General features: G+C 33.2%; 23 protein-coding genes and 1 other annotated feature. All 23 genes read right to left on the bottom strand.

What is annotated here, in order from left to right:
• Positions 1-11 precede the first annotated feature (11 nt).
• A complete protein-coding gene (aroE, locus tag C7J89_RS07905; RefSeq protein WP_103296139.1) occupies positions 12-809 on the bottom strand; it encodes a shikimate dehydrogenase in 798 nt (265 codons plus the stop codon).
• Positions 810-821: 12 nt separating this feature from the next.
• Positions 822-1,928 carry a ribosome biogenesis GTPase YqeH gene (gene yqeH / locus C7J89_RS07900; RefSeq protein WP_103296138.1) on the bottom strand — a complete coding sequence of 369 codons (1,107 nt, stop codon included), beginning with the start codon at positions 1,926-1,928 and terminating at the stop codon, positions 822-824.
• Positions 1,929-2,456, bottom strand: a complete 528-nt coding sequence (locus C7J89_RS07895; RefSeq protein WP_061854539.1) for a YqeG family HAD IIIA-type phosphatase — start codon at positions 2,454-2,456, stop codon at positions 1,929-1,931. It lies immediately after the preceding gene.
• A gap of 17 nt (positions 2,457-2,473) precedes the next feature.
• Positions 2,474-3,160, bottom strand: a complete 687-nt coding sequence (locus C7J89_RS07890; RefSeq protein ID WP_061854538.1) for a 5'-methylthioadenosine/adenosylhomocysteine nucleosidase — start codon at positions 3,158-3,160, stop codon at positions 2,474-2,476.
• 239 nt (positions 3,161-3,399) lie between these two features.
• On the bottom strand, positions 3,400-4,632 hold the full coding sequence (locus C7J89_RS07885; RefSeq protein ID WP_061854537.1) for an NRAMP family divalent metal transporter: 1,233 nt from the start codon (positions 4,630-4,632) through the stop codon (positions 3,400-3,402).
• A 4-nt stretch (positions 4,633-4,636) separates the two neighbouring features.
• Positions 4,637-5,395: a 5-oxoprolinase subunit PxpA gene (gene pxpA / locus C7J89_RS07880; protein ID WP_103296137.1), complete on the bottom strand. Its 759-nt coding sequence runs from the start codon at positions 5,393-5,395 to the stop codon at positions 4,637-4,639.
• A 2-nt stretch (positions 5,396-5,397) separates the two neighbouring features.
• Positions 5,398-6,753 (bottom strand): acetyl-CoA carboxylase biotin carboxylase subunit, encoded by a 1,356-nt coding sequence (locus C7J89_RS07875; RefSeq protein ID WP_103296136.1) that lies wholly within the window; start codon positions 6,751-6,753, stop codon positions 5,398-5,400.
• Positions 6,754-6,776: 23 nt separating this feature from the next.
• Entirely contained in the window at positions 6,777-7,223 is a 447-nt protein-coding gene (locus C7J89_RS07870) for an acetyl-CoA carboxylase biotin carboxyl carrier protein (RefSeq protein ID WP_061854534.1), read from the bottom strand.
• A gap of 2 nt (positions 7,224-7,225) precedes the next feature.
• The gene (locus C7J89_RS07865) at positions 7,226-8,230 is read right to left on the bottom strand and encodes a 5-oxoprolinase subunit C family protein (RefSeq protein ID WP_103296135.1); all 1,005 of its coding nucleotides are present in this window, start codon (positions 8,228-8,230) and stop codon (positions 7,226-7,228) included.
• The gene (pxpB, locus tag C7J89_RS07860) at positions 8,220-8,954 is read right to left on the bottom strand and encodes a 5-oxoprolinase subunit PxpB (RefSeq protein WP_103296134.1); all 735 of its coding nucleotides are present in this window, start codon (positions 8,952-8,954) and stop codon (positions 8,220-8,222) included. Before pxpB ends, C7J89_RS07865 begins: the two co-directional genes overlap by 11 nt.
• Positions 8,955-9,160: 206 nt before the next feature.
• Positions 9,161-9,637 carry a transcription elongation factor GreA gene (greA, locus tag C7J89_RS07855; protein ID WP_061854531.1) on the bottom strand — a complete coding sequence of 159 codons (477 nt, stop codon included), beginning with the start codon at positions 9,635-9,637 and terminating at the stop codon, positions 9,161-9,163.
• A gap of 28 nt (positions 9,638-9,665) precedes the next feature.
• Positions 9,666-10,289, bottom strand: a complete 624-nt coding sequence (gene udk / locus C7J89_RS07850) for a uridine kinase (protein ID WP_061854530.1) — start codon at positions 10,287-10,289, stop codon at positions 9,666-9,668.
• Complete coding sequence (locus C7J89_RS07845) at positions 10,289-11,560, bottom strand: peptidase U32 family protein (protein WP_061854529.1); 1,272 nt, start codon at positions 11,558-11,560, stop codon at positions 10,289-10,291. The genes udk and C7J89_RS07845 overlap by 1 nt, the downstream gene beginning before the upstream one ends.
• Positions 11,561-11,573: 13 nt before the next feature.
• A complete protein-coding gene (locus tag C7J89_RS07840; RefSeq protein ID WP_061854528.1) occupies positions 11,574-12,497 on the bottom strand; it encodes a peptidase U32 family protein in 924 nt (307 codons plus the stop codon).
• Positions 12,498-12,499: 2 nt separating this feature from the next.
• Positions 12,500-13,135 carry an O-methyltransferase gene (locus tag C7J89_RS07835; protein WP_103296133.1) on the bottom strand — a complete coding sequence of 212 codons (636 nt, stop codon included), beginning with the start codon at positions 13,133-13,135 and terminating at the stop codon, positions 12,500-12,502.
• Positions 13,136-13,422: 287 nt separating this feature from the next.
• Entirely contained in the window at positions 13,423-13,755 is a 333-nt protein-coding gene (locus C7J89_RS07830) for a DUF1292 domain-containing protein (protein WP_103294721.1), read from the bottom strand.
• Between the two features lie 16 nt (positions 13,756-13,771).
• The gene (gene ruvX / locus C7J89_RS07825; protein ID WP_103294720.1) at positions 13,772-14,200 is read right to left on the bottom strand and encodes a Holliday junction resolvase RuvX; all 429 of its coding nucleotides are present in this window, start codon (positions 14,198-14,200) and stop codon (positions 13,772-13,774) included.
• Between the two features lie 2 nt (positions 14,201-14,202).
• Entirely contained in the window at positions 14,203-14,466 is a 264-nt protein-coding gene (locus C7J89_RS07820) for an IreB family regulatory phosphoprotein (protein WP_061854525.1), read from the bottom strand.
• Between the two features lie 65 nt (positions 14,467-14,531).
• On the bottom strand, positions 14,532-17,162 hold the full coding sequence (gene alaS, locus C7J89_RS07815) for an alanine--tRNA ligase (RefSeq protein WP_103294719.1): 2,631 nt from the start codon (positions 17,160-17,162) through the stop codon (positions 14,532-14,534).
• A gap of 71 nt (positions 17,163-17,233) precedes the next feature.
• Positions 17,234-17,437 (bottom strand) — a binding site (T-box leader).
• A 29-nt stretch (positions 17,438-17,466) separates the two neighbouring features.
• On the bottom strand, positions 17,467-19,863 hold the full coding sequence (gene recD2 / locus C7J89_RS07810) for an SF1B family DNA helicase RecD2 (protein WP_103294718.1): 2,397 nt from the start codon (positions 19,861-19,863) through the stop codon (positions 17,467-17,469).
• A 4-nt stretch (positions 19,864-19,867) separates the two neighbouring features.
• Positions 19,868-20,545, bottom strand: a complete 678-nt coding sequence (locus tag C7J89_RS07805) for a tetratricopeptide repeat protein (RefSeq protein ID WP_103294717.1) — start codon at positions 20,543-20,545, stop codon at positions 19,868-19,870.
• 181 nt (positions 20,546-20,726) lie between these two features.
• The gene (gene mnmA / locus C7J89_RS07800) at positions 20,727-21,839 is read right to left on the bottom strand and encodes a tRNA 2-thiouridine(34) synthase MnmA (RefSeq protein ID WP_103294716.1); all 1,113 of its coding nucleotides are present in this window, start codon (positions 21,837-21,839) and stop codon (positions 20,727-20,729) included.
• A 3-nt stretch (positions 21,840-21,842) separates the two neighbouring features.
• Positions 21,843-22,982: a cysteine desulfurase family protein gene (locus C7J89_RS07795; RefSeq protein ID WP_061854520.1), complete on the bottom strand. Its 1,140-nt coding sequence runs from the start codon at positions 22,980-22,982 to the stop codon at positions 21,843-21,845.
• Between the last annotated feature and the right edge of the window lie 54 nt (positions 22,983-23,036).

The following is a 23,036-nucleotide window of genomic DNA, read 5'->3' as shown; positions in this document are numbered from 1 at the left end:
TAATAGCTCCTTTATAAATGGTTTAATACCGTGTCTTTCATAACGTCATAATTTGGTGTTAAATCTGTCCAAATTTTAAAACTTTCTGCACCTTGGTTTACGAACATGTCTAAGCCGTTTTGTATTGGATTTCCTTTTGCTTCTGCTGCTTTTAAAATGGGTGTTTTAAATGGAATATAAACGATATCACTCACTAAAGTATGAGGTGCTAGATTATCCAAATTAATCACTAAATCACTATTGTTATTCATGCCGACGGGCGTTGTATTAATTATGATATCAAATTCAGATAATGCTTTTTCTGCATCATTTAAACCGATTTTATTAATATTCATTTGCCAATTATCAAATCTACTAAGTGTTCGATTGGCTACTGTAATTTTAGGATTAACATGCTTCATCAATTCATTAGTAATGCCTTTGCTTGCTCCACCCGCGCCTATTATTAAAATATACGCATTTGATAAGTCAGGATAAACAGTTTTTAACCCTTCGACATAGCCAATACCATCCGTATTATAACCAATCCATTTATTGTCGTTTATTTTCACTGTATTTACAGCGCCAACCGTTTTTGATTGTTCATCTATTTCATCGAGATAAGGTATAATATTTTCTTTATGCGGAATTGTAATATTAAAACCTGAGAGATTTTGCTTTTTAATAATTTCTTTTATCGAATCAAAGTTACTAGGATCAATATTCAGAGCCTCATAGTCGTATTCTAAGCCAAGTGCTTTAAAATTCGCATTATGCATTACTGGAGATAATGAATGATCTATTGGGCTACCTATTACTGCATATTTCATATTTAACACACCTTACATAATTGAATTTCTTAACACTACATCTACATTCTTCGGTACTCTAACGATAACTTTTGCTCCTGCTTCTATTGTAATAAAACCAAGACCTGAAATCATAACATCACGTTTTTCTTTACCAGTTTCTAATCTAACAGCTTTAACATTTGCTAAATCAAAATTTTGACTATCTTTTGGTGGTGATAATACTGCACCAAGTTGTTTGCGCCATAAATCATTAGCGTTTTCTGTTTTAGTTCTATGAATGTTTAATTCGTTTGAAAAGTAACAAACGAGAGGTCGTTTGCCACCACTAACGTAATCAATACGTGCTAAACCACCAAAGAATAAAGTTTGACCTTCATTAAGTTGGTAGACACGTTGTTTAATTTCATTTTTAGGCATGATTGTTTTAAGTTCTTTTTCAGTAACATAATGCGTCATTTGATGATCTTGTATAATACCTGGCGTATCATACATAAATGTTGTTTCATCTAAAGGAATATCTATCATATCTAAAGTTGTTCCTGGGAAGCGAGAAGTTGTAACGATATCTTTTTCTCCTACACTTTGTTCAATGAGTTTATTAATAAGCGTAGATTTACCAACGTTTGTTGTCCCTACAATATAAACATCTTGCTGATTACGTTTTTGCTCGATTGTAGACATTAATTCTTCAATGCCCCAACCTTTATCTGCAGAAATTAGTGTAACTTCTTCAGCTTCTAAACCGTATTTTCTTGCAGTTTTTTTCAGCCATTCTTTAACTCTTCTTTTATTAATTTGTTTAGGTAACAAATCTAATTTATTAGCAGCTAATATAACTTTCTTATTACCAACGATACGTTTTAAGGCATTAATAAATGACCCTTCAAAGTCAAAAATATCGACGACATTGACAACGATACCTTTTTTATCTGCTAGACCATTTAATAAATCTAAAAAGTCTTCGCTATTCATTCCAACATCTTGTACTTCATTATAGTTTTTTAATCTAAAACATCTTTTACAAACAACATCTTCTCTAAATAAGTTATATTCTGGCACATAACCAGCTGCATTTGGATCTTCAGATTGCAATGTTGCACCGCAACCGATACATTTTAGTTCTTCAGTTTCTGACAATCAATATTCCTCCCATGTGATATAGCCTTTTTTTCTAAAGTGCTGGAGTAATCTACGTTCAATTATTCTATTGAATTTAGTAATAAATCCATCCGTTTGTTTTACTGGTACTACCATAATAGTGAATAGTCCTCTTCTTTTGCCGCCGAATACATCAGTAAGCATTTGATCCCCTATTACTACGATTTCCTCTGGTTTTAATTGCATATGATTCGTCGCTTTTATAAACGCTTTACCCATAGGTTTACGCGCTTTAAAAATAAAATCTACATCTAAAGATTGAGAGAAACTACCAACGCGTTGTTCATTGTTGTTAGAAACGATAGTAATTGTAATACCTAAGTCATTAGCTTTTTTAAACCATGCTCTAACTTCTTCTGTCGGTGCTTCAACGTCCCAACCAACTAATGTATTATCTAAATCAGTTATAATACCTTTAACTCCAGAAGCAGCAAGTTTTTCTATATCAATTTGAAATATAGATTGCACATATTCATTTGGCATAAAATATTTCTTGAAAATTCCCATTTTTGATAATCACCTTTTTAAATTGTTTTAATTAATCTTTCTACTATTTCACTTGAAGAACGTGCAGCAGTTTTTAAAAATTCATCAAAACTCATTTCTGCTTCTCCATTCGCTAAATCAGAAATTGCTCTAGTCACAACGAAAGGTACTTTAAATTGATAACAAGTTTGTGCAATTGCCGTTGCTTCCATCTCTACAGCTAAGGCATCAGCAAAATTTTGTTTTATTTGTATACGTTGTTCATTAGAACCTATAAAACTATCACCACTTACTATTAGTCCTGTTTTGGCAGGCAAATTAGACGCTTTAATCGCTTCGATTGATTGTGTTAATAGTGTTTTGTCTGCTTCAAAAACTGCAGGCATTTGTGGTATTTGTCCAAATTGATAACCAAAAGCAGTTGCATCTGCATCATGATATGCTAAAGCCTCACTGACGACAACATCGCCGACTTTAAGTTCTTCATCTAGAGCACCAGCTGAGCCAGTATTTATTATTTTAGATGGTTTAAAATTTTCTATTAATAGTGTCGTAGACATCGCTACATTTACTTTTCCAATACCACTTTGAGTTAAGACTACAGGTGCGTCATTTAAGTTTCCTTTATAAAACTTCACATGCGCGATTGTCACTTCTTCTAATTGAGTTAATTTATCTTTTAGTATTGCAACTTCTTCTTCCATTGCTCCTATTATACCTATCATTATAGTTCACCTCGATGTAATTTCATAGCCTTTGCCATTTTATCATATTTAAGCACATAGCTCGATTATAGAATCAAATAATTATAAATTTATATCTACTATTTAGCAACCTTTTTTATACTGTTCGATGTTCCAATCACATCCGCACATCAATGTACTACACATAAAAACAGGAGTAAAACCATTTAAATAAATGATCTTACTCCTGTTAACAAATACTACTATATGGATTTTTAAACTTATGAACCGAATAAAGTTCCTAAACTTTGCAGTGAGAAAATACCTGTAACAATTGTTACAATCACTGCTAAAATACCGAACCAAAGCATCCAGTTAGGGTGTTTGTAATCGCCAACGATAGACTTACGTTTACTTGCAATTAGAATAGTACCTAATGTAATTGGTAAGATTAATCCATTTAATGCGCCAGCAATAATTAATAACGACACTGGTTTACCAACAAATAAGAAGATAATTGTAGATACTACGATAAAAGCAATAACCATTAAATTGGCTTTATTAAACAATGATTTATGCAATGTTTTTAAGAATGTTGAACTTGTGTATGCTGATCCAATTACTGATGACATAGCAGCAGCAAATAACACAACACCAAAGATATTTTTACCTATAGGTCCTAAAACGTGTTCGAATACTGATGCAGGAGGATTATCAGAACTTAATGTTGCACCTGTAACTACTACACCTAGTACACCAAGGAATAATAATGTACGTAATACACCAGTTGTTAAAATACCTGCAATGGCAGCTTTATTAACGAACGGTAAAAATGATTTTCCTTCAATACCTGAATCTAATATTCTGTGGGCACCAGCAAATGTAATATAACCGCCGACTGTTCCGCCAACTAATGTAATAATTGGTAACACTAAAGCGATTGGATGTTCTGGCATTACGACATGCTTCAATGCATCTCCATAAGGAGGATGTGCTTTAAACATAACAAAGGCAACGACTACAATCATTAAAGCTCCTAAGACCATAGAAACGACATCCATAATCTTTTGACCGCTTTTACTAATAAAAATAGCGATTGAAAGTATTGCCGTAATAGCAGCGCCCCATTTAACGTCTAAACCGAATATTGCATTTAGACCTAAGCCTGCACCTGCGATATTACCAATATTGAAAGCGAGACCACCTATGGCGATTAATATCGAAATAAAAGTCCCTAATCCTTTAACAATATCGTTTGCTACTTCTTGCCCCCTTTTACCAGTAACGACTAACACACGCCAAATATTAATTTGCGCACCAATATCAATAATGATTGATAACAGTATTGCAAAAGCAAAACTTGCTGCAAATTGTGCTGTAAATACAGCTGTTTGTGTTAGAAATGCTGGACCTATCGCAGAAGTAGCCATTAAAAATACTGAACCTAACAATAGACGTTTATGATTTTTTGTGAACTGAAAATCCCCATCTTTTTTTGCTAATTTCTTCCCCATTGTTTTATCCTCCTAAAGTCGAAATAGAAATACCTTCTTTCGAGAATCTTTCTCTTATTTGTGATACAAATTCAAAAGCATGTGCGCCATCGCCATGCACACAAATAGTATCGGCTTGAATTGCAATTTTCTCGCCATTTTTTGCAATCACTTGTTGATCTTTAACCATTGAAATAACTTGACTAATGGCTTCTTCAGTATCTGTGATTAAAGCATCAGATTCTTTTCTACTTACTAATTGGCCATTTGCTTCATATCGTCTATCAGCAAAAACTTCAGACGCAGTTTGTAAGCCTAATTCTTTTGCCTTAGAAATTAATAATGTGTTAGATAAACCAACAAATATTAAAGAAGCATCAAAATCATGAACTGCTTGTGCAATTGCATGAGCTATTTCTTCATCTCTAGCACCCATTTGATATAGCGCACCATGAGGCTTAACATGATTTAATTTTGCATTATGAATCGCACAGAAACCAGAAATTGCACCAAGTTGATAAATTACGGTATCATAAATTTCTTGAGGTGATAAATCCATATTGCGTCTACCAAATCCTTGTAAATCGGGTAGTCCTGGATGAGCACCAATTCCAATATTATTTTCATGTGCTAATTTAACTGTATTATTCATAACCTGAGCATCACCTGCATGGAATCCACAAGCAATATTCGCCGAAGTTATTACCGGTATGATATTTTCATCATTACCTATCTTGTAATTACCAAATGATTCACCTAAATCACAATTTAAATCTACTTTCATGATTAAGCCTCCTTAATAATATTATGTCTATCTAAGAATTTAATATCTACATCTTTTGCGTCTCCATGTGCATATGGTGGGTAATTCAATACAGCATATAAGAAATCGGCTGTAGTCGTAAAACCATCAATTACCATTTCATCTAAAGTAACTTTAAGTTTATCTATAGCTAATTGTCTATTTGGTGCTTTGACAATTACTTTAGCTACTAACGAGTCATAATATGGCGAAACCACATAACCTGAATAAAGTAATGAATCTACTCTTACGTTAAATCCATGTGGTAAATGTAGTCCTTTTACTTTTCCAGGTGAAGGTTGAAATCCTTTTTCTGGATCTTCCGCATTAATACGTGCTTCGATTACGTGACCGTCGAAAGCTATTTCATCTTGAGTAAAAGGTAACTGATTTTGCATCATTAAATATAATTGAGCTTGTAATAAATCTCTATTGGCTCTCATTTCAGTAACAGTATGTTCTACTTGAATTCTGGCATTCATTTCGATGAAATAATAAGCGTCTTCAGTAACTAAAAATTCTATCGTACCAGCACTTCTATAATTAGAAGCGCGTGCTACTTTAACAGCATCGTTACAAATTTGTGTTCTTCTTTCTTCAGATAAAGCAGAACATGGTGATTCTTCTATTAACTTTTGATTTTTACGTTGTACAGAACAATCTCTTTCGCCCAAATGCACAAAGTTGTCCTGACCATCTCCTACTACCTGCACTTCAACATGCTTTGCTACTGGAATAAACGCTTCGACATAAATTCTATCGTCATCAAAGTATTTTGCTCCTTCGCTCTTCGCTTCCTTGAATGCTTTGCTCAGTGCTTCTTTACTTTTTACGATACGAATTCCTTTACCGCCTCCACCACTAGCTGCTTTTAACACTAATGGGTAACCAGTATCTTTTGCAATTTCTTCTACTTCATCGATAGATTCCACTGCCCCTGTTGAACCAGGTATGATGGGTACGTCAGCACCATGAACAGTTTGTCTTGCCGTTATTTTATCACCCATCATTTCCATAGTACGATATGTCGGTCCAATAAAATAAATGTCGTTTTCTTCAACTTTACGAGCAAAAGATGCGCTTTCTGATAAAAAACCGTAGCCTGGATGGATAGCCGTTGCACCAGTATTGATTGCGGCACTTATAATTCTATCTTGGTTTAAATAACTATCTAAAGCGTTTGCTTCACCGATACAAACAGCTTGATCCGCTAAGCTCACGTGTAAACTTTTTTCGTCTCCTAAAGCATAGACAGCAACTGTTTCAATATTGAGTTCACGACACGCCCTAATGATACGTATTGCAATTTCTCCTCTGTTTGCGATTAGACATCGATACATTAACTTAACCCCCTAAATTACACTTAGTCCACTTTAATTAACGTTTGGTTATATTCCACTTGTGTACCATGATCCACAACGATTTCACTTACCGTTCCTTCAACATCGCTTACAACTTCATTTAAAACTTTCATTGCTTCGATATAACCAATTACATCACCTTTGTTTACAGTCGAACCAACTTCAATTATTGGATTAGTTAATTCTTTTTCATCTTGTAGGAAAAATGTACCAACCATAGAAGCATTTATTGATTTAGTATTGTCTGATTCAGCGCTTTCTTCGTTTTGAGACGCGTTATTTGCACCCTCAGATGAAGATACATTGGCTGTATGTTGAACAGCATTTCCACCACTTTGTGGTTCTGTAAAATCTATATCAATTTCACTACTATAATCTTTATATCTAAATTTTTTAACGTCATTTTCCTTAACGAGTGTTATTAATTTTTCTATTTGCTCTAAATTCATTGTTATTCCCCTTTTAATAATTTTGCTATTTTTGATGAAGTATTTCTCATTTCATTAATTTCAAACTGTGGTGTTTCAGTAATGGCTGTTAACGTTTTTGCAAATTCTTCTTGTTCTGCAATTAATTTATCAGTAGCTTCTTCAATCGTTATCCATTTGAATTGTATTTTATTTCCAGGTTTCAATTGTGCCAAAACATTTAAATCAGCCTGACAAACATTCGCGATTTTTGTATAGCCGCCCACCGTTTGTTTATCATTTAATAAAATAATTGGATTACCATCATTAGGTACTTGAATACTGCCCAATGCAACAGGTTCTGATATTATATCTGCAGAATGTTCAGGACTAATAGTTGGCCCTTTTAAACGATAACCCATACGGTCAGAACTATCAGAAATAGTAAACGTATTTGTCGTAAGTTCATTTTGTGCAGTTGCTGAAAAAGCGTCAATTTGTGGGCCTTCCACTATATGAATGGTTACTTCTTCATCTAAAACGAGTTGACCATTGTACTTATGCCCTAACGTATTGTGACCATAATCATTTTCAATACAATTTATGTAATCACCTGATTTTAATGCGCGTCCTTTGAAACCACCAATTTGGCTTCGAGTATGTGTGGAATAACTATTAGCTACTTGTGGTATATCTAAAGGTTTACCAAAAAGTATGTAACATCTAGCTCCCTCTACAACATTATTTAATTTTAAAATGTCTCCTTTATTGGCTTGAACAACGGTCTGGTGTGGTACTGATGTTTCGTTAAGTTGTGCATTAAAAGGTGCACCTGTTATAACGAATGTGTTATTAGCTTTAAATTCGATAGTCGGACCCATGATAGTACATTCTAAAGCAGGTCCTTTATTGCCAATAAGTTGTTGCCCAATTTTTAATGCATATTGATCTAATGCACCTGCAATTGAAAATCCTAAATTTTGATAGCCAATACGGCCTTCGTCTTGAACTGTAGTGAATAATCCAGGTTGTTTAATTTTAATTGCCATTTTCAATCGTCACCAACCTTTCATAATCAAATGTATTATTTTGTTGTTGTTTTTTAATATCTTCAAATTCTTCTTGTGTTATACTATAAAATTTTATGTAATCGCCCGGTTGATACAGACACATTGGTTCTCTATTGATATTAAAAACATCAATTGGCGTTTGCCCAATAATTTGCCAACCTCCTGGTGATTGCTTTGGGTAAAGCCCAGTTTGATTGTTAGCAATCCCGACAGAACCTGCTGGTATTTTTGTTCTAGGTTCATTTCTCCTAGGCGTATGTATTTTTTCGCTTAAGCCACCTAAAAATGGAAACCCTGGCATAAAACCAAGTAGATAAATCAAATATGGATTTGAACTATGTATCTTTACTACCTCGTCTATACTTAAATCATTATGTTGTGCAACTTCTTCTAGGTCTGGGCCATGCTCATCACCATAAAGCACTGGAATATTAATAGTACGTGTTTGTTCCATTTCTTTTGATATTGAATTTAAATTTAATGCTTCAATATTTAACTGTGCAATTACAGTTTTAGGCACGTCAACCGTAGTATCAATCGTTAACATAATAGAACGATAAGATGGTACAATCTCTAAAATTGAAGTAAGTTGCTGTTCTTCTATATATGTAACTACATGTTGCACTTTATTAAATGTTGTCCGAGAAATTTCGTTCTCGAAGTAATATATAATTGTTTGTTCATTCAATATTTTGGTTTCCAAAATATTACTCCCCTTTGAATAAATTAAATTATCAGATAATTCATTTCAGTAAATTTCAATTAAAGCAAATTTAAAGTCTGACTTTTATATTTACCCCAACTAAACTAAATTTATCAAACTTTCATGAAATAGTATATCATTTTTTAAACTTGAATTTTAAAAACCCTAAATATCGTTATGATATCAAGGGTTTTTTAAAGTATAACTTATTTAATATCAACAATTTTAACGTTGATTTCTCCACCATTTGGAAGAGGGACACGTACTTCATCATTTAAGCCTTTACCAATTAAGTTTTTCGCCATAGGAGATTCGTTAGAAATTTTACCGTTAAATGCGTCAGCTTCTGCTGAACCAACGATTTGGTAACTTTCTTCTTCGTCACCAGGTAATTCAACGAATGTCACTGTTTTACCGATTTGTACGACGTTATTATCGCCAGTATCTTCAATGATAAGTGCGTTTCTAATCATATTTTCAATACGTTGAATGTCTTGCTCTATAAAACCTTGTTCGTCTTTAGCTGCATCATACTCTGAGTTCTCAGATAAGTCACCAAAAGAACGAGCAACTTTTATTTTTTCGACAACTTCTGGTCGTTTTACAGTCTTTAATTCTTCTAATTCTTGTTCTAATTTCTCATAACCTTCTTGAGTCATTGGATATTGTTTTTGGTTTTCCATAATGTCATCTTCCTTTACTATAAAATTACTATTGTTTACTTACTAATGTCTGGATTTTAGTTGTCATTATGTCGATTGCGACTTTATTACTGCCACCTTCTGGAATGATGATATCGGCATACTTTTTAGTAGGTTCAATAAATTGATTGTGCATAGGGCGCACTACATTTAGATATTGATTTACTACCGATTCCATTGTACGTCCACGTTCCTTAGTGTCACGTAGTAAACGACGTAATATTCTTAAGTCTGCATCTGTATCAACATATATTTTAACGTCCATTAAATCTCTTAATGTTTTATTTTCCAGTGCAAATATACCTTCTACGATAATAACATCTTTTGGTTCAAATGCAATCGTTTCATCGCTTCTAGTATGGTTCTTATAATCATACGTTGGTACTTCGACAACCTTATCATTTCTCAAATCATTTAAATTAGCGATTAATAAATCATTATCAAATGCAAAAGGATGATCATAATTTGTTTCTAATCGCTCTTCAAAAGATAAATGCGATTGGTCTTTATAGTAATAGTCTTGCGCTAAAAGTGCAACACTATGACCTTCTAAATTTTTCATAATTTCGTCAGTAACCGTTGTTTTCCCTGAACCTGAGCCGCCAGCAATTCCTATAATGGTCGTACTTTTCATTACCCAATTTCCTTTCTTATCATGTTGTTTGCATATAAAGGTTTATCGACTTTTATTTGTATAATTTGAAGTGGATGACGCGCAGCATCTAATTCGTTACCTTCTTCGTCGTAAATATGCTCTACAACTTGTTTAAATGTATCGATCTCTGGACCGAAAAACTCTATTTCTTCGCCCGGTGCAAATTTATTACGTTGTTGTATGGTCGCAATTTGTGATGTTTCATCATAATCTAATACTAAACCACAAAAATCATAAGAAGATTGATTTTTTTCACCTACTGAACCAAACATTTGCTCCTCATAACCTGGTGTACCCTCAAAAAATGCTGGAGCAGTAGCTCTATTCGCACATTTACTTAACTCAACTAACCAGCTTGGGTCAATTTTAAAGTTATCAGGGTCAGCAGCATATGCATCGATAACCTTTCGATATACAGATACAACAGTTGCTATGTAATGAATTGATTTCATTCTTCCTTCAATTTTAAGTGAATCGATACCGATATCCATCATATTAGGAATAGATTCAATTAATTTTAAATCTTTCGGACTCATTGCAAATGGCACGACATCATTTTCATTATATAATAAATCTAATTCTCCATCGTCATCAACTGCTAGTAAATCATAGTCCCAACGGCAGCTCTGACAACAACCACCACGGTTTGAATCGCGTGCAGTCATATGATTACTCAATGTACATCTACCGGAATATGCAATACACATAGCTCCATGAATAAAGGCTTCGATTTCTATATCAACCTTGTCCTTCATTTCTTGCATTTCCATAGCGCCTGTTTCACGTGCTAAAACCACACGATCTAATCCCTCTTCTTTCCAGAATTCGACAGCCTTATAATTTGATAAAGATTGTTGCGTGGATAAATGAATTTCAAGTGACGGAGCCACTTTTTTACATGTTTCTATTATTAGTGGATCGGCAACGATTATTCCCGTAGCACCTGTTGCTTCCAGGTCTTTTAAATATGCATCTAAACCTTCTATATTTTCATCGTGAGCAATAATATTAGTTGTTATATATATTTTAGCACCATATTTACGTGCAAAATTAACGCCTTCTTCAATTTCAGCCATTGTGAAATTGCCAGCATTGGATCTTAAACCATACTCTTGGCCACCTAAAAAGACAGCGTCTGCGCCATAATGAACTGCAATTTTAAGTTTTTCTAAATTCCCAGCAGGTGCTAGTAATTCAGGTTTTTTTATTTTAGGAGTAATAGAAGTATTTGCTTTTTCTAATAATTTCACTTAATTCTCCTCCTTAATATACTGTTTGCTTAAATAAAAATCCTTCGTCAAATGGTCGATGTTCTGGTTGGATTTCTTCAATCGGATCTACGAGCATAAATTTTTCATCCTCGTATGCTTCTGGATCCTCATTATATAAATCGATAGCTTCTCTATATTGAGCAGTGCAAACATTGATATATTCCTCTGTTTGTAATACGCCATCAATTTTAAAGGCATCGATACCGGCTTCTAAAAGCGCATCTAATTCTTCTATTAAACAAATATCATTCGGAGACATAATATGTGTTCCGTTATAATCTTCATACACAGGATATTTGTTATCACGTTCTTCGTCATACAATAACAATTGTTTAGATACATCATTACGTTCAATTTTCATTTGACGTTGTTGGAAAGTATAATAATTCCCTAATAACATACGTTTTGATTGGAACATACATGTCATGCCATGTACTTGAACTTCAATTTCTACATTGGCATGTTGTTTAATGTTTAATATTTCTTCTAAACTTAATTCTCTAGCTAATACCGCTCTGTTAGCGCCCTTCTCCCCCCAATAATTACATTGGAAGTAGTTTGTTACTAAAGCTTCAGCGTCCCAATTTAGCGGAATAGGATGCGCTTGTTGTTTGACGTACATGACTACAGCAGGATCGCCAAAAATTATTCTATCCACATTTATTTCATGTAAATATGAAATATAATCCTCAAGTGCGTTCAAATGATAATTATGAAAAATACCATTTACTGCGATGTAAGCTTTTTTACCATGCTGATGTATTAATTCAACAGCCTCTTTTAAAGTATCGCGATCAAATTCACCAGCAAGTCTCAAACCAAATTTTTGTTCTCCAAGAACAAAAGCATCTGCCCCTTTGTCTATTAGGGTTGCAATATGAGCAACAGATTTGGGTGTCACTAATAATTCAGTCATACTTACTCTCCTTTAATTGAAATAGCTAAACCATCATCAATATTTAAAAAATTAGTAGTAAACGAATCGTTTTGTATTAACCATTCATTATATTTTTGTATTTTTTTGACCATTTGTTTTATATTTCTATTTCTAACTACATCAATATCTGCAACAAAATCATGATATAAGATGTTGTCTGTAATAACGACACCATTTTGTTTTAATAAAGGGGTATATAACTCAAAAAATTTCTTTGACTGTGCTTTGGCAGCATCGATAAAAATCATATCAAAGGTCTGATTTTTTACAGTGTCAAATTGTTCTAATGCATCGCCTTGAATCATATGAATTTGCTGTTGAAAATTATAACGTTCAAAATTGCTTGATGCCTGTGCTTGCATTTGTTCATTTCTTTCAATTGTCGTAACTTGGATTTGCGGATTAATTGCAGCAAATTGCATTGAACTATATCCTATGGCTGTACCAATTTCAAGAATTTTAGTAGGTTTATGTATTCTAATTATTTGTTTAATCATTTCAAGTGTCATTCGATCGACAATAGGCACATCATTTTCTTCTGCATATGCTCTCAATTCTTCTATGTTAGTAGAATTATAGTCTAGTAAATTTAATAAATAAGCTTGATTTTTTTCCAAATTATTACTTCCTTTATATTATCTTAAAACAATTAATTATAGTGTCTATCATATTGATTATTAAAATGACAAAATACAGTTTTTGTTTATAGTAGTTGTTTACATACGGTAAATATAATTTAACTTTAAATATTCTACCATATTTTATTGAGAAAGATAAGATTGAAAAGGCAATGACTGCATTTCTATTCATAAAAATTACTGTATGAACTTAATTTGTATGTTTAATTATAAAAAAAGAATAAATTCTATTAAAAAGTAATAGAATTTATTCTTTAAAGTGTTAATTATTCATGATCGTGATCATGGTCGTACGCGTCATCCATTTCAGTATTAACAACTTCTTCAATCATATCCCATTCTTCATCAGTTTCTACCGGTAAGAACTTACCACCTTCACCATTTTCATCTGGGTCATTAATCATTGGGACTAATTCAATTAAATCGTCGTCATCTGCTTCTGCGCCTTCTTCTGCTAAAATGACATATTCTTTTTTAAATTCAGGATGATAGAATTCTAAAACTTTGCGGTAAAGAACTTCATTTCCTTCTTCGTCATATAGAGTTAGTAATTCTTCCTCATTATTAATTTGTAATTCTGCATTGTTATGTTCTGTCATCTTAAATTTCTCCTTTTTATTGAATTGAATCCAAGTAACCTTGCAAGATAAATACTGCTGCCATCTTATCGATAACTTTTTTTCTTTTTTGTCTAGATACATCAGCCTCTAGCAAAGAACGTTCTGCAGCCATTGTGCTAAGACGTTCATCCCACATGATTATTTCAAGTGAGGGTAAAGCTTCTTGAAGCTGTTCTTTGTATTGTAACGAAGCTTCCCCTCGAAATCCAATAGAATTATTCATATTTTTTGGTAATCCAATAACAACTGTGCCCACGTTTTCTTTTTTTACTATTTGTACAAGCTTATCAATACCAAGCTCATTTTCTTTTTCATTTATTTGGAGTGTGTCTAAGCCTTGTGCAGTCCAACCCATTAAATCACTAATGGCAATACCAACAGTTTTACTTCCTACATCAAGACCCATTATTTTTTTCGTTAACATAATTATTCTTTCGTACTATCTTGGAGATAGCTTGACACTAGTTCTTCCATAATGTCATCTCTATCGATATGTCTAATTTGATTTCGCGCATCGTTGTGTCTTGGGATATATGCAGGATCACCTGAAAGTAAATATCCCACGATTTGGTTTACAGGGTTGTAGCCACGTTCTTCTAATGTATTATATACATTTAGTAACACTGTTCTGACATCTTTCTTAGGTATTTCATCATAACTAAACTTCATTGTTTTATCTAAGTTTTCCACGTCAAACACTCCTTCAAATATAGTAAAAATTGTACAACACTATTTTAACTTACTCTATCTTCAAGTTACAGTGATTTAATGTAATTTTTAATAAAACGTAATGATTCTGTTATGTTTTCAGGCTGTGTACCGCCACCTTGAGCCATATCAGGACGACCGCCACCTTTACCACCAACTACTGGAGCCATTTCTTTAATGATATCTCCAGCTTTAACTTTATCAGTTAATGATTTTGGTACTGTAGCAATAAGTGAAACTTTATCGCCCACCTTACTTACTAAAATAATAACAGTATCTTGTAATTTAGATTTGAAATCATCCATCGTTTCGCGGATTGCATTGGCATTATCTACTTCCACTTCGGTAGCTAATACGTTCAAGCCATTTATTTCTTCAACCTGATCTTTAATGTCACCCATTTTCAACGCCGTAATTTCTTTACTACGTTGTTCTAACTGTCTGTGTAATGATTTTTCATCATTTTGCATTTGTACAACTTTATCTAAAACTTGATCATCAGCTTTTACTTTAATTTGTTTTTTCAATTGTTTGAAATGATTTTGAATTGATTCTAAATATAGGAATGCTGATTTTCCAGTTAATGCTTCAATTCTACGTACCCCAGCACCTGTACCTGATTCACTTACAATTTTGAATAAACCGATTTCTGACGTATTGCTTACGTGAATACCACCACATAATTCTATTGAAAATGGTGCCATGTCGACAACTCTAACTACGTCACCGTATTTTTCACCAAATAATGCCATAGCACCCATTTTTTTAGCTTCGTCAATTGGCATTTCTTTAATAGAAACTGAAATATTATTCCATATTTCTTCATTTACGCGACGTTCAACAATTTCGATTTCTTCTTCAGATAGCGGACCGAAATGTGAAAAGTCAAAACGTAATCTATCAGGCTCTACTAATGAACCTGCTTGGTTAACATGATCACCTAAAATTTCTTTTAATGCTGCATGTAGTAAATGTGTCGCACTGTGATTTTTCTTAATTGCTTGACGTTCGTTGTGATTTACTTCTGCAGTTACTTTAGCACCTGTAGTTACTTTACCAAATTGTACTTTACCTGTGTGTAAGTTTTGACCGTTTGGTGCTTTGGTTACTTCTTCTACATAGATTTCAAAACTTTCATTACTTATCGTACCTTTATCAGCAACTTGTCCACCACTAACAGCGTAGAATGGTGTTTCTTTTAAGATAAGACTAATTTCGTCACCAGCTTCAACTGTATTAACAAGCTCACCATCTTTAATAATGTCAGTTATTGTAGAATCTGCAGCCATTTGTTCATAGCCAACAAACGTACTGTCAGTATTAATTTGTTTTAACACATCACTTTGGATTTGCATAGATTGTCCACTTTGACGCGCTTGACGTGCACGATCTCTTTGTTTTTGCATTTCAACTTCAAAAGTATCCATATCTATTGATAAACCTTCTTGTTGCGCAAATTCTTCAGTTAACTCTACTGGGAAACCATAAGTATCATAAAGCTTAAACGCATCTTCACCAGCAATTGTTTTATCGCTGTCCTTAGCTTTTTGTACAAGTGTGTTTAAGATTGCTAAACCTTCTTGTAATGTTTCATGGAATCTCTCTTCTTCTGATTTAATAACACGTTGTATAAACTGTGCTTTTTCTTTTACATTTGGGTAGTATGGTTCCATAATTTCAGCAACGATATCTACCAATTTATATAAAAATGGTTCATTAATGTCTAGTGACTGGCTAAAACGTACTGCTCTACGTAATAATCTACGTAATACATAGCCACGTCCTTCATTTGCTGGCAACGCGCCATCAGCAATAGCAAATGAAATTGTTCTAATATGATCTGATATAACTTTAAACGCAACATCATATTCATTATTAGTTAAATATTTTTTGCCAGAAATTTTTTCTACTTCTTCAATAATTGGCATAAATAAATCTGTTTCATAGTTAGTACGTACATCTTGAGCCACAGATGCCATTCTTTCAAGACCCATACCAGTATCAATATTTTTATTAGGAAGTGGCGTATAAGTATGGTCTTTATTATGGTTAAATTCACTAAATACTAAGTTCCATACCTCTAAGTAACGTTCGTTTTCGCCACCTGGATACATTTCTTCTGGAGGGTCTTCCTGACCATATTCGTCTCCGCGGTCATAAAATATTTCAGTGTTTGGTCCAGAAGGTCCTTCACCTATATCCCAAAAGTTACCTTCAATTCGAATAATACGACTTTCTTCAAGTCCAATATCTTCATGCCATAATTTATAAGCTTCAGTATCTTCAGGATGTATTGTTACATATAATTTACTTGGTTCCATGCCCATCCATTTGTCGCTAGTTAAAAACTCCCAAGCATATTCAATAGCTTCTTTTTTGAAATAATCACCAATAGAAAAATTACCTAACATTTCGAAAAATGTATGGTGACGTGCAGTGAAACCAACATTTTCAATATCATTCGTACGAATCGCTTTTTGTGAATTTACAATTCTAGGTTTTTTTGGTGTTTCACGACCATCGAAATATTTTTTTAATGTTGCTACCCCTGAGTTAATCCATAATAATGAATCGTCATCGATAGGTACTAATGGTGCAGAAGGTTCTACCATATGCCCTTTTTCTACAAAGAAGTCTATAAAACCTTGTCTAATCTCACTTGCTTTTAAGTTTTTCATTTATAACCCTCCAATTTAATACATACATCATTTATAAATAATTTTGCGCACAAAAAAAGTTCATCCACTATAAAAGGGACGAACGATTCGCGGTACCACCCTAGTTATAAACAAAACAATAGCGTTTCGGAAAACGTACATTTTGTTTATCACTCAATTAAGTATTTATTAACAATGACACGAAGTAGCGTTCAATAACTCAGACTGTACTTTTCACCAACCAGCACATCTCTATATGTTCAAAGTTATTTACTCATCTTCTTTATAAACTTTAAATACATTGTATTTATTTTCTAACTTCGTGTCAATCATTAACGAAGTCATAAGGCGACATTTGTCCCATATTTATCATGGGATCTATTTTATATATTGTTGTTTCGCTTAATTCTATAGATGCATCAAAACTATTGTTAACTTCTTTTGCGTCAGCTTGTGCTTCATCTTCATCATTGTTAAAGTAAGCTTGTAATAATGAACAAAGTTGCGTCATTCTAACTTGCCCGTTCGTTTTCAAACCTAAATCAAAGGCTTGTGGATCGCCTAAAAAGACTAAAGATTGTTTAGCTCTAGTTAAACCAGTATATAAGATAGGCTTCTGCAACATTCTATAATATTGTTTGACCATAGGCATAATAACAATCGGAAATTCAGAACCTTGAGATTTATGAATAGACGTACAATATGCATGTGTCAATTCCATTAAATCCTGTCTCGTAAATGTAATTTCATTGCCTTCAAAATCTACAACTACGACATCTTTATCTAACGCATTTTCTTTCGCCCAAAATATGCCAACTATAACACCTATATCGCCATTAAAAATATTATCATTTGGGCGATTGACCAGTTGTAATACTTTATCGCCTTTACGAAACAGTACTTCTCCAAATTCGATTTCTCTAGTGTCTTTATCCTTAGGGTTCAAAATACCTTGCAATACTGAATTTAATTTTTTAATACCTGCTGAACCTTTATACATCGGAGCTAGCACTTGGATATCACTCATATCATATCCTTTTGAAACTGCACTATTAACTACCTTATCAACGACTTCAGGAATTTGTTCTGTAGAACAATTTATAAAGTTTCTATCGTGAAAGCGTTGCGTAATATCAACATGTTGATTTAATTTGATACGATGTGCTAACTCAATAATACTTGAACCTTCTTGTTGTCGATAAACTTCAGTAAGATTTACTCTAGGAATTACTTTAGAATCAATTAAATCTTTAAAGACTTGTCCTGGTCCTACAGATGGTAATTGGTCTTCGTCCCCCACCAATACAATTTGAGCATCGATTGGCACGGCGCTCATAAATTGATGGAACAACCACGTATCGACCATAGACATTTCATCGATAATGATTAATTTCGCATTAATTTCATTATCCAATATATCTTCTGGCTGTGTATCTTGATTCCACCCAATTAACCGATGAATCGTCATGGCTTCAAGTTCTGTCGACTCAGATAATCTTTTAGAAGCTCGACCCGTTGGTGCTCCTAATACAATTGGATAATCATCTTCCTTATAATCATCATAATCTAACGATAAGCCATGAATTTCAGCATATAATTCTACAATACCTTTTATAACAGTAGTTTTACCTGTACCAGGTCCACCTGTTAATAACATTACTTTAGAATTAATAGCCGTTTGTAAAGCTTCTCTTTGAGATTCGGCATAGCTGACATTGTTCTTATCTTCAATATCTCCAATTTCTAACAATAATTCTGAAGTTTCTATATCTTTTAATTTCTTTGTATATGTGAAATTACGATATAAATTTTGCACACTTTTAATTTCTGAGTAATATAAACTTGGAATAGCGAACTGATCTTCTTGTTGTATTAATTTACTATCATTCACGAGTTGATCGATTTGCGCTTCAATTTGCTTTCTTTCTATCTCTTCAGCTGGTGGATTTGATAACATATCCTGGACGTTATCTATTAAAAATTGGCTTGGTAAATAAGTATGACCTTGTTTAATACATTCTTCTTCTAGTAAATATAGAATACCTGCTTTAATACGTTCAGGATCATTATATTGAATACCAATATTTTTAGCTAATACATCTGCCTTATTGAAACCAATACCTTTTACATCATAAACAAGTTGATACGGACTCTTCTCAATTACATTTAAAGTTTCACCGAGATATGTTTGGTAAATATTCATGGCTAACTTAGGACCGAAACCTAAGTCATGCAGTCGAATGATAATTCGCTCAGTTTCTTGATTACTCGCGATTTGTTCGGCAATTTGTTGTTGTTTTTTCTTAGGTAAGCCAGGCACTTTTTCAAGTACTGTTGCATCATTTAAAATATCTGAAATTGTATTTTCACCTAGGGCGTTTACAATATTTTGAGCAGTTTTTTTACCAATTCCTTTAAATAGATCACTAGAAAGATAACTGACGATGGCTTCTTTTGTTTGAGGTAACTCTTTTTCGAATGTTTCGGCCTTTAGTTGTTTACCATATTTGGGATGCGTAGCGACTTGTCCTTTGAAAGTATAAACATCACCTTCAACCACTTCAGGGAAAAATCCTACAACTGTCGGCATACTATCAAAGGTTTCATTTGATTCAATTGTATCGACTTTTAACACAGTATAAAAGTTATCTTTATTTTGAAATAGAATTGCGTCAACTGTGCCTTTAACCATTGAATAGTTAAACAGTGTAGAATCAGCCATGGCTTTACTCCTCCTCTTGAATTGATTTAAAAGTTGTTATCGCGTGTTGGCTCATATGGTGTTCCGGGTTAATAGCTACTGCTTTATTAAAGTAATTTAAAGCATCATCAACGTTTTCAGTACTCATATATGTAGCTAAACCTAAATTATAAAGCGCATCAACGTGTTCATTGTCTAATGTTAATACGTAATTTAATTGTTCAATTGCTTGATCAAACATCTCTAAATGACATAATACTAAACCATATTGGAATTGAACTTCCACATCTTGTCGGTCATCCGCTTCAGCTGCCGTCATTAAAAATGGCATCGCTTGTTTAAATGATTCAAGTTGGTTAAATGACATACCTATCATATAATTTGCGTCAATCTTATCCACTAAACCATCTTTGGCATGTTGTAATGCAGTTTGATATAACTTGATAGCTTCATTAAAACGACCTTCATTATAATATACATTTGCTAAATTATAATAAACAGCACCGTTCTCAGCATCTATTGTTAATGCTTTTTGGAAAAATGTTTCAGCATGTTCAATTTCGCCCGCTTCTGCTATTAATATACCTGCATTGATGTAATTTTCTATTTCTTGTGGGTTATTTTCTATATTATCAAATAAAGCTTGTAACGCCTTATCATTTTGACCTTGTTTAATATAATTATAAATTTCTTCTTGTTCCATGCTCGATACCCCATTTCTAATAGTTTAGTATAACATTATATTAAAATAGTTAGATAGTTTTTAACAAAAAAAGAGAATGAGAAATAATATGTTTCACTTAAATAATGAATGCATATTACAAGCATTACACATTTGATTTTAGTAAACATTTACTTCTCAATCTCTATATTGAAATTTTCTATTATACTACGTAACTTAATTGACCAGAATTTTTATAAACGTCGTCAATTGTTGCTCCACCTAAACAAACTTCGCCGTCATAAAATACGACTGCTTGACCTGGAGTAATTGCACGTACTGGCACATCAAAAGTAACACGTATTGCATTATCTGATTCTTTTTGTACAAATACTTTTGTATCTTTTTGACGATATCTAAATTTAGCAGTACATTCAAAGCCATTTGTTAAATCTACATCATTTACGAATGAGATGTCTGAAGCAATTAAATAATCACTATAAAGTGCATCGTGGTCAAAACCTTGTTCAACATAAAGTACGTTTTCTTCTAAGTTTTTACCTACTACGAACCATGGGTCACCATCGCCACCTATACCTAGACCATGACGTTGGCCAATCGTATAATACATCAAACCACCGTGTTCACCTTTAACTTCGCCATTTAATGTTACCATTTTACCTGCTTGAGCCGGTAAATATTGTGATAAAAATGTTTTGAAGTTTCTTTCACCAATGAAACAAATACCAGTTGAATCTTTTTTCTTAGCAGTGGCTAAGTTTTGTTCTTCTGCTATTTTTCTAACTTCTTTTTTATCAATATCTCCAATAGGGAACATAACTTTTGATAATTGTTCTTGAGATAATTGGTTTAAGAAATAAGTTTGGTCTTTATTATTGTCAACGCCTCTTAACATTTCTACATGACCATCTTCATGTCGTTTAATGCGGGCATAATGACCTGTTGCTACAAAATCTGCACCTAGTTTAAGTGCATGTTCTAAAAATGCTTTAAATTTAATTTCTTTATTACACATTACATCTGGATTTGGTGTTCTACCTTTTTTATATTCATCTAGGAAGTATGTGAATACTTTATCCCAGTATTGTTGTTCAAAATTGACCGCATAATACGGGATACCAATTTGATTACAAACTGCAATGACATCATTATAATCTTCTGTCGCTGTACATACGCCATTTTCATCTGTATCGTCCCAATTTTTCATAAAGATGCCAATGACATCATAACCTTGCTCTTTTAATAAATGCGCTGTAACGGAACTATCAACACCACCTGACATACCAACAACTACACGTGTATTTTCATTGCCCAACTATTATTCCTCCTTAAATTTATGATAGATTTTGTGAATTTCCATCGCTATATATTTGATTTCTGCCTCTGTATTTAATTCATTAAAACTAAACCTTACTGAATGTTTTGCTCGCTCATCGTCATCGTACATTGCCGCTAATACATGCGAAGGTGTCGTAGATCCTGCTGTGCATGCTGAACCTGAAGAAACATATATATTAGACAAATCTAATAATGTCAGCATTGTTTCAACATCTATAAACGGAAAATATAAGTTTACTACGTGACCAGTCGTATCTACCATCGATCCATTCACTTCAAATGGTACTGATCTTTCTTGTAATTTAACTAAAAACAAATTTTTCAATGACATTAAGTGTACGTTATTGTCATCCAAATTATCTGTGGCTAGCTTTAATGCTTCTGTTAGTCCCGCAATTTGAGGGATATTTTCTGTACCTGCACGACGCTTGGTTTCTTGTTCTCCACCTAGTTGCATATAACGCATCATTGTACCTTCTTTAACTAATAATACGCCAATACCTTTAGGCCCACCAAATTTATGTGCAGTAATACTCATAGAATCAATGCTAAATTCGTTAAAATCTATATCCAAATGACCTATCGCCTGCACAGCATCAACATGAAACATTGCATTTGAGTTTTTGACGATATCATCTATTTCATACATAGGTTGCACAGTACCTACTTCATTATTAACAAACATAATTGATACTAAAATTGTGTCATTCGTTATAGCATTTTTCAATTGTTCAATGTCGATAATGCCTTGTTCGTCTACATCAAGATAAGTTACAGTGAATCCTTCGTTTTCAAGTTGTTCAAAGACATGTAATACAGAATGATGTTCAATTTTTGATGTAATAAGATGCTTACCTTTATGTTGATGCTTATAAGCAATACCTTTAATCGCTGTATTATTAGATTCAGTAGCGCCACTTGTAAATATAACTTCGTTCGTTTTAGCACCTAACATTTGAGCAATTGCTCTACGTGATTCGTCTAAATATTTACGTGCATCTCTACCAATACTATGAATTGAAGATGGATTACCATAATGTAAAGTATAAAGTTCCATCATTTTATCAATTACTGGCTGTTTAACCGGTGTGGTTGCAGCATTATCTGCATAAACTTCCATGACTTTTCGACACTCCTCACAATTTTATCAATGGTCCAATGATAGCACCATGTT

It is taken from the genome of Staphylococcus kloosii (assembly GCF_003019255.1).
In the GTDB taxonomy this organism is placed as follows: Bacteria; Bacillota; Bacilli; order Staphylococcales; family Staphylococcaceae; genus Staphylococcus; species Staphylococcus kloosii.
This window is presented reverse-complemented; position numbering and strand designations above follow the sequence as displayed.

Excerpts from the sequence above, each read along its gene's own strand:
- aroE (WP_103296139.1), bottom strand. The coding sequence starts at position 809 with ATGAAATATGCAGTAATAGGTAGCCCAATAGATCATTCATTATCTCCA.
- C7J89_RS07895 (WP_061854539.1), bottom strand. The coding sequence starts at position 2,456 with ATGGGAATTTTCAAGAAATATTTTATGCCAAATGAATATGTGCAATCT.
- C7J89_RS07890 (WP_061854538.1), bottom strand. The coding sequence starts at position 3,160 with ATGATAGGTATAATAGGAGCAATGGAAGAAGAAGTTGCAATACTAAAA.
- C7J89_RS07885 (WP_061854537.1), bottom strand. The coding sequence starts at position 4,632 with ATGGGGAAGAAATTAGCAAAAAAAGATGGGGATTTTCAGTTCACAAAA.
- pxpA (WP_103296137.1), bottom strand. The coding sequence starts at position 5,395 with ATGAAAGTAGATTTAAATTGTGATTTAGGTGAATCATTTGGTAATTAC.
- C7J89_RS07875 (WP_103296136.1), bottom strand. The coding sequence starts at position 6,753 with ATGTATCGATGTCTAATCGCAAACAGAGGAGAAATTGCAATACGTATC.
- C7J89_RS07870 (WP_061854534.1), bottom strand. The coding sequence starts at position 7,223 with ATGAATTTAGAGCAAATAGAAAAATTAATAACACTCGTTAAGGAAAAT.
- C7J89_RS07865 (WP_103296135.1), bottom strand. The coding sequence starts at position 8,230 with ATGGCAATTAAAATTAAACAACCTGGATTATTCACTACAGTTCAAGAC.
- greA (WP_061854531.1), bottom strand. The coding sequence starts at position 9,637 with ATGGAAAACCAAAAACAATATCCAATGACTCAAGAAGGTTATGAGAAA.
- udk (WP_061854530.1), bottom strand. The coding sequence starts at position 10,289 with ATGAAAAGTACGACCATTATAGGAATTGCTGGCGGCTCAGGTTCAGGG.
- C7J89_RS07840 (WP_061854528.1), bottom strand. The coding sequence starts at position 12,497 with ATGACTGAATTATTAGTGACACCCAAATCTGTTGCTCATATTGCAACC.
- C7J89_RS07830 (WP_103294721.1), bottom strand. The coding sequence starts at position 13,755 with ATGACAGAACATAACAATGCAGAATTACAAATTAATAATGAGGAAGAA.
- ruvX (WP_103294720.1), bottom strand. The coding sequence starts at position 14,200 with ATGTTAACGAAAAAAATAATGGGTCTTGATGTAGGAAGTAAAACTGTT.
- alaS (WP_103294719.1), bottom strand. The coding sequence starts at position 17,162 with ATGAAAAACTTAAAAGCAAGTGAGATTAGACAAGGTTTTATAGACTTC.
- recD2 (WP_103294718.1), bottom strand. The coding sequence starts at position 19,863 with ATGGCTGATTCTACACTGTTTAACTATTCAATGGTTAAAGGCACAGTT.
- C7J89_RS07805 (WP_103294717.1), bottom strand. The coding sequence starts at position 20,545 with ATGGAACAAGAAGAAATTTATAATTATATTAAACAAGGTCAAAATGAT.
- C7J89_RS07795 (WP_061854520.1), bottom strand. The coding sequence starts at position 22,982 with ATGGAAGTTTATGCAGATAATGCTGCAACCACACCGGTTAAACAGCCA.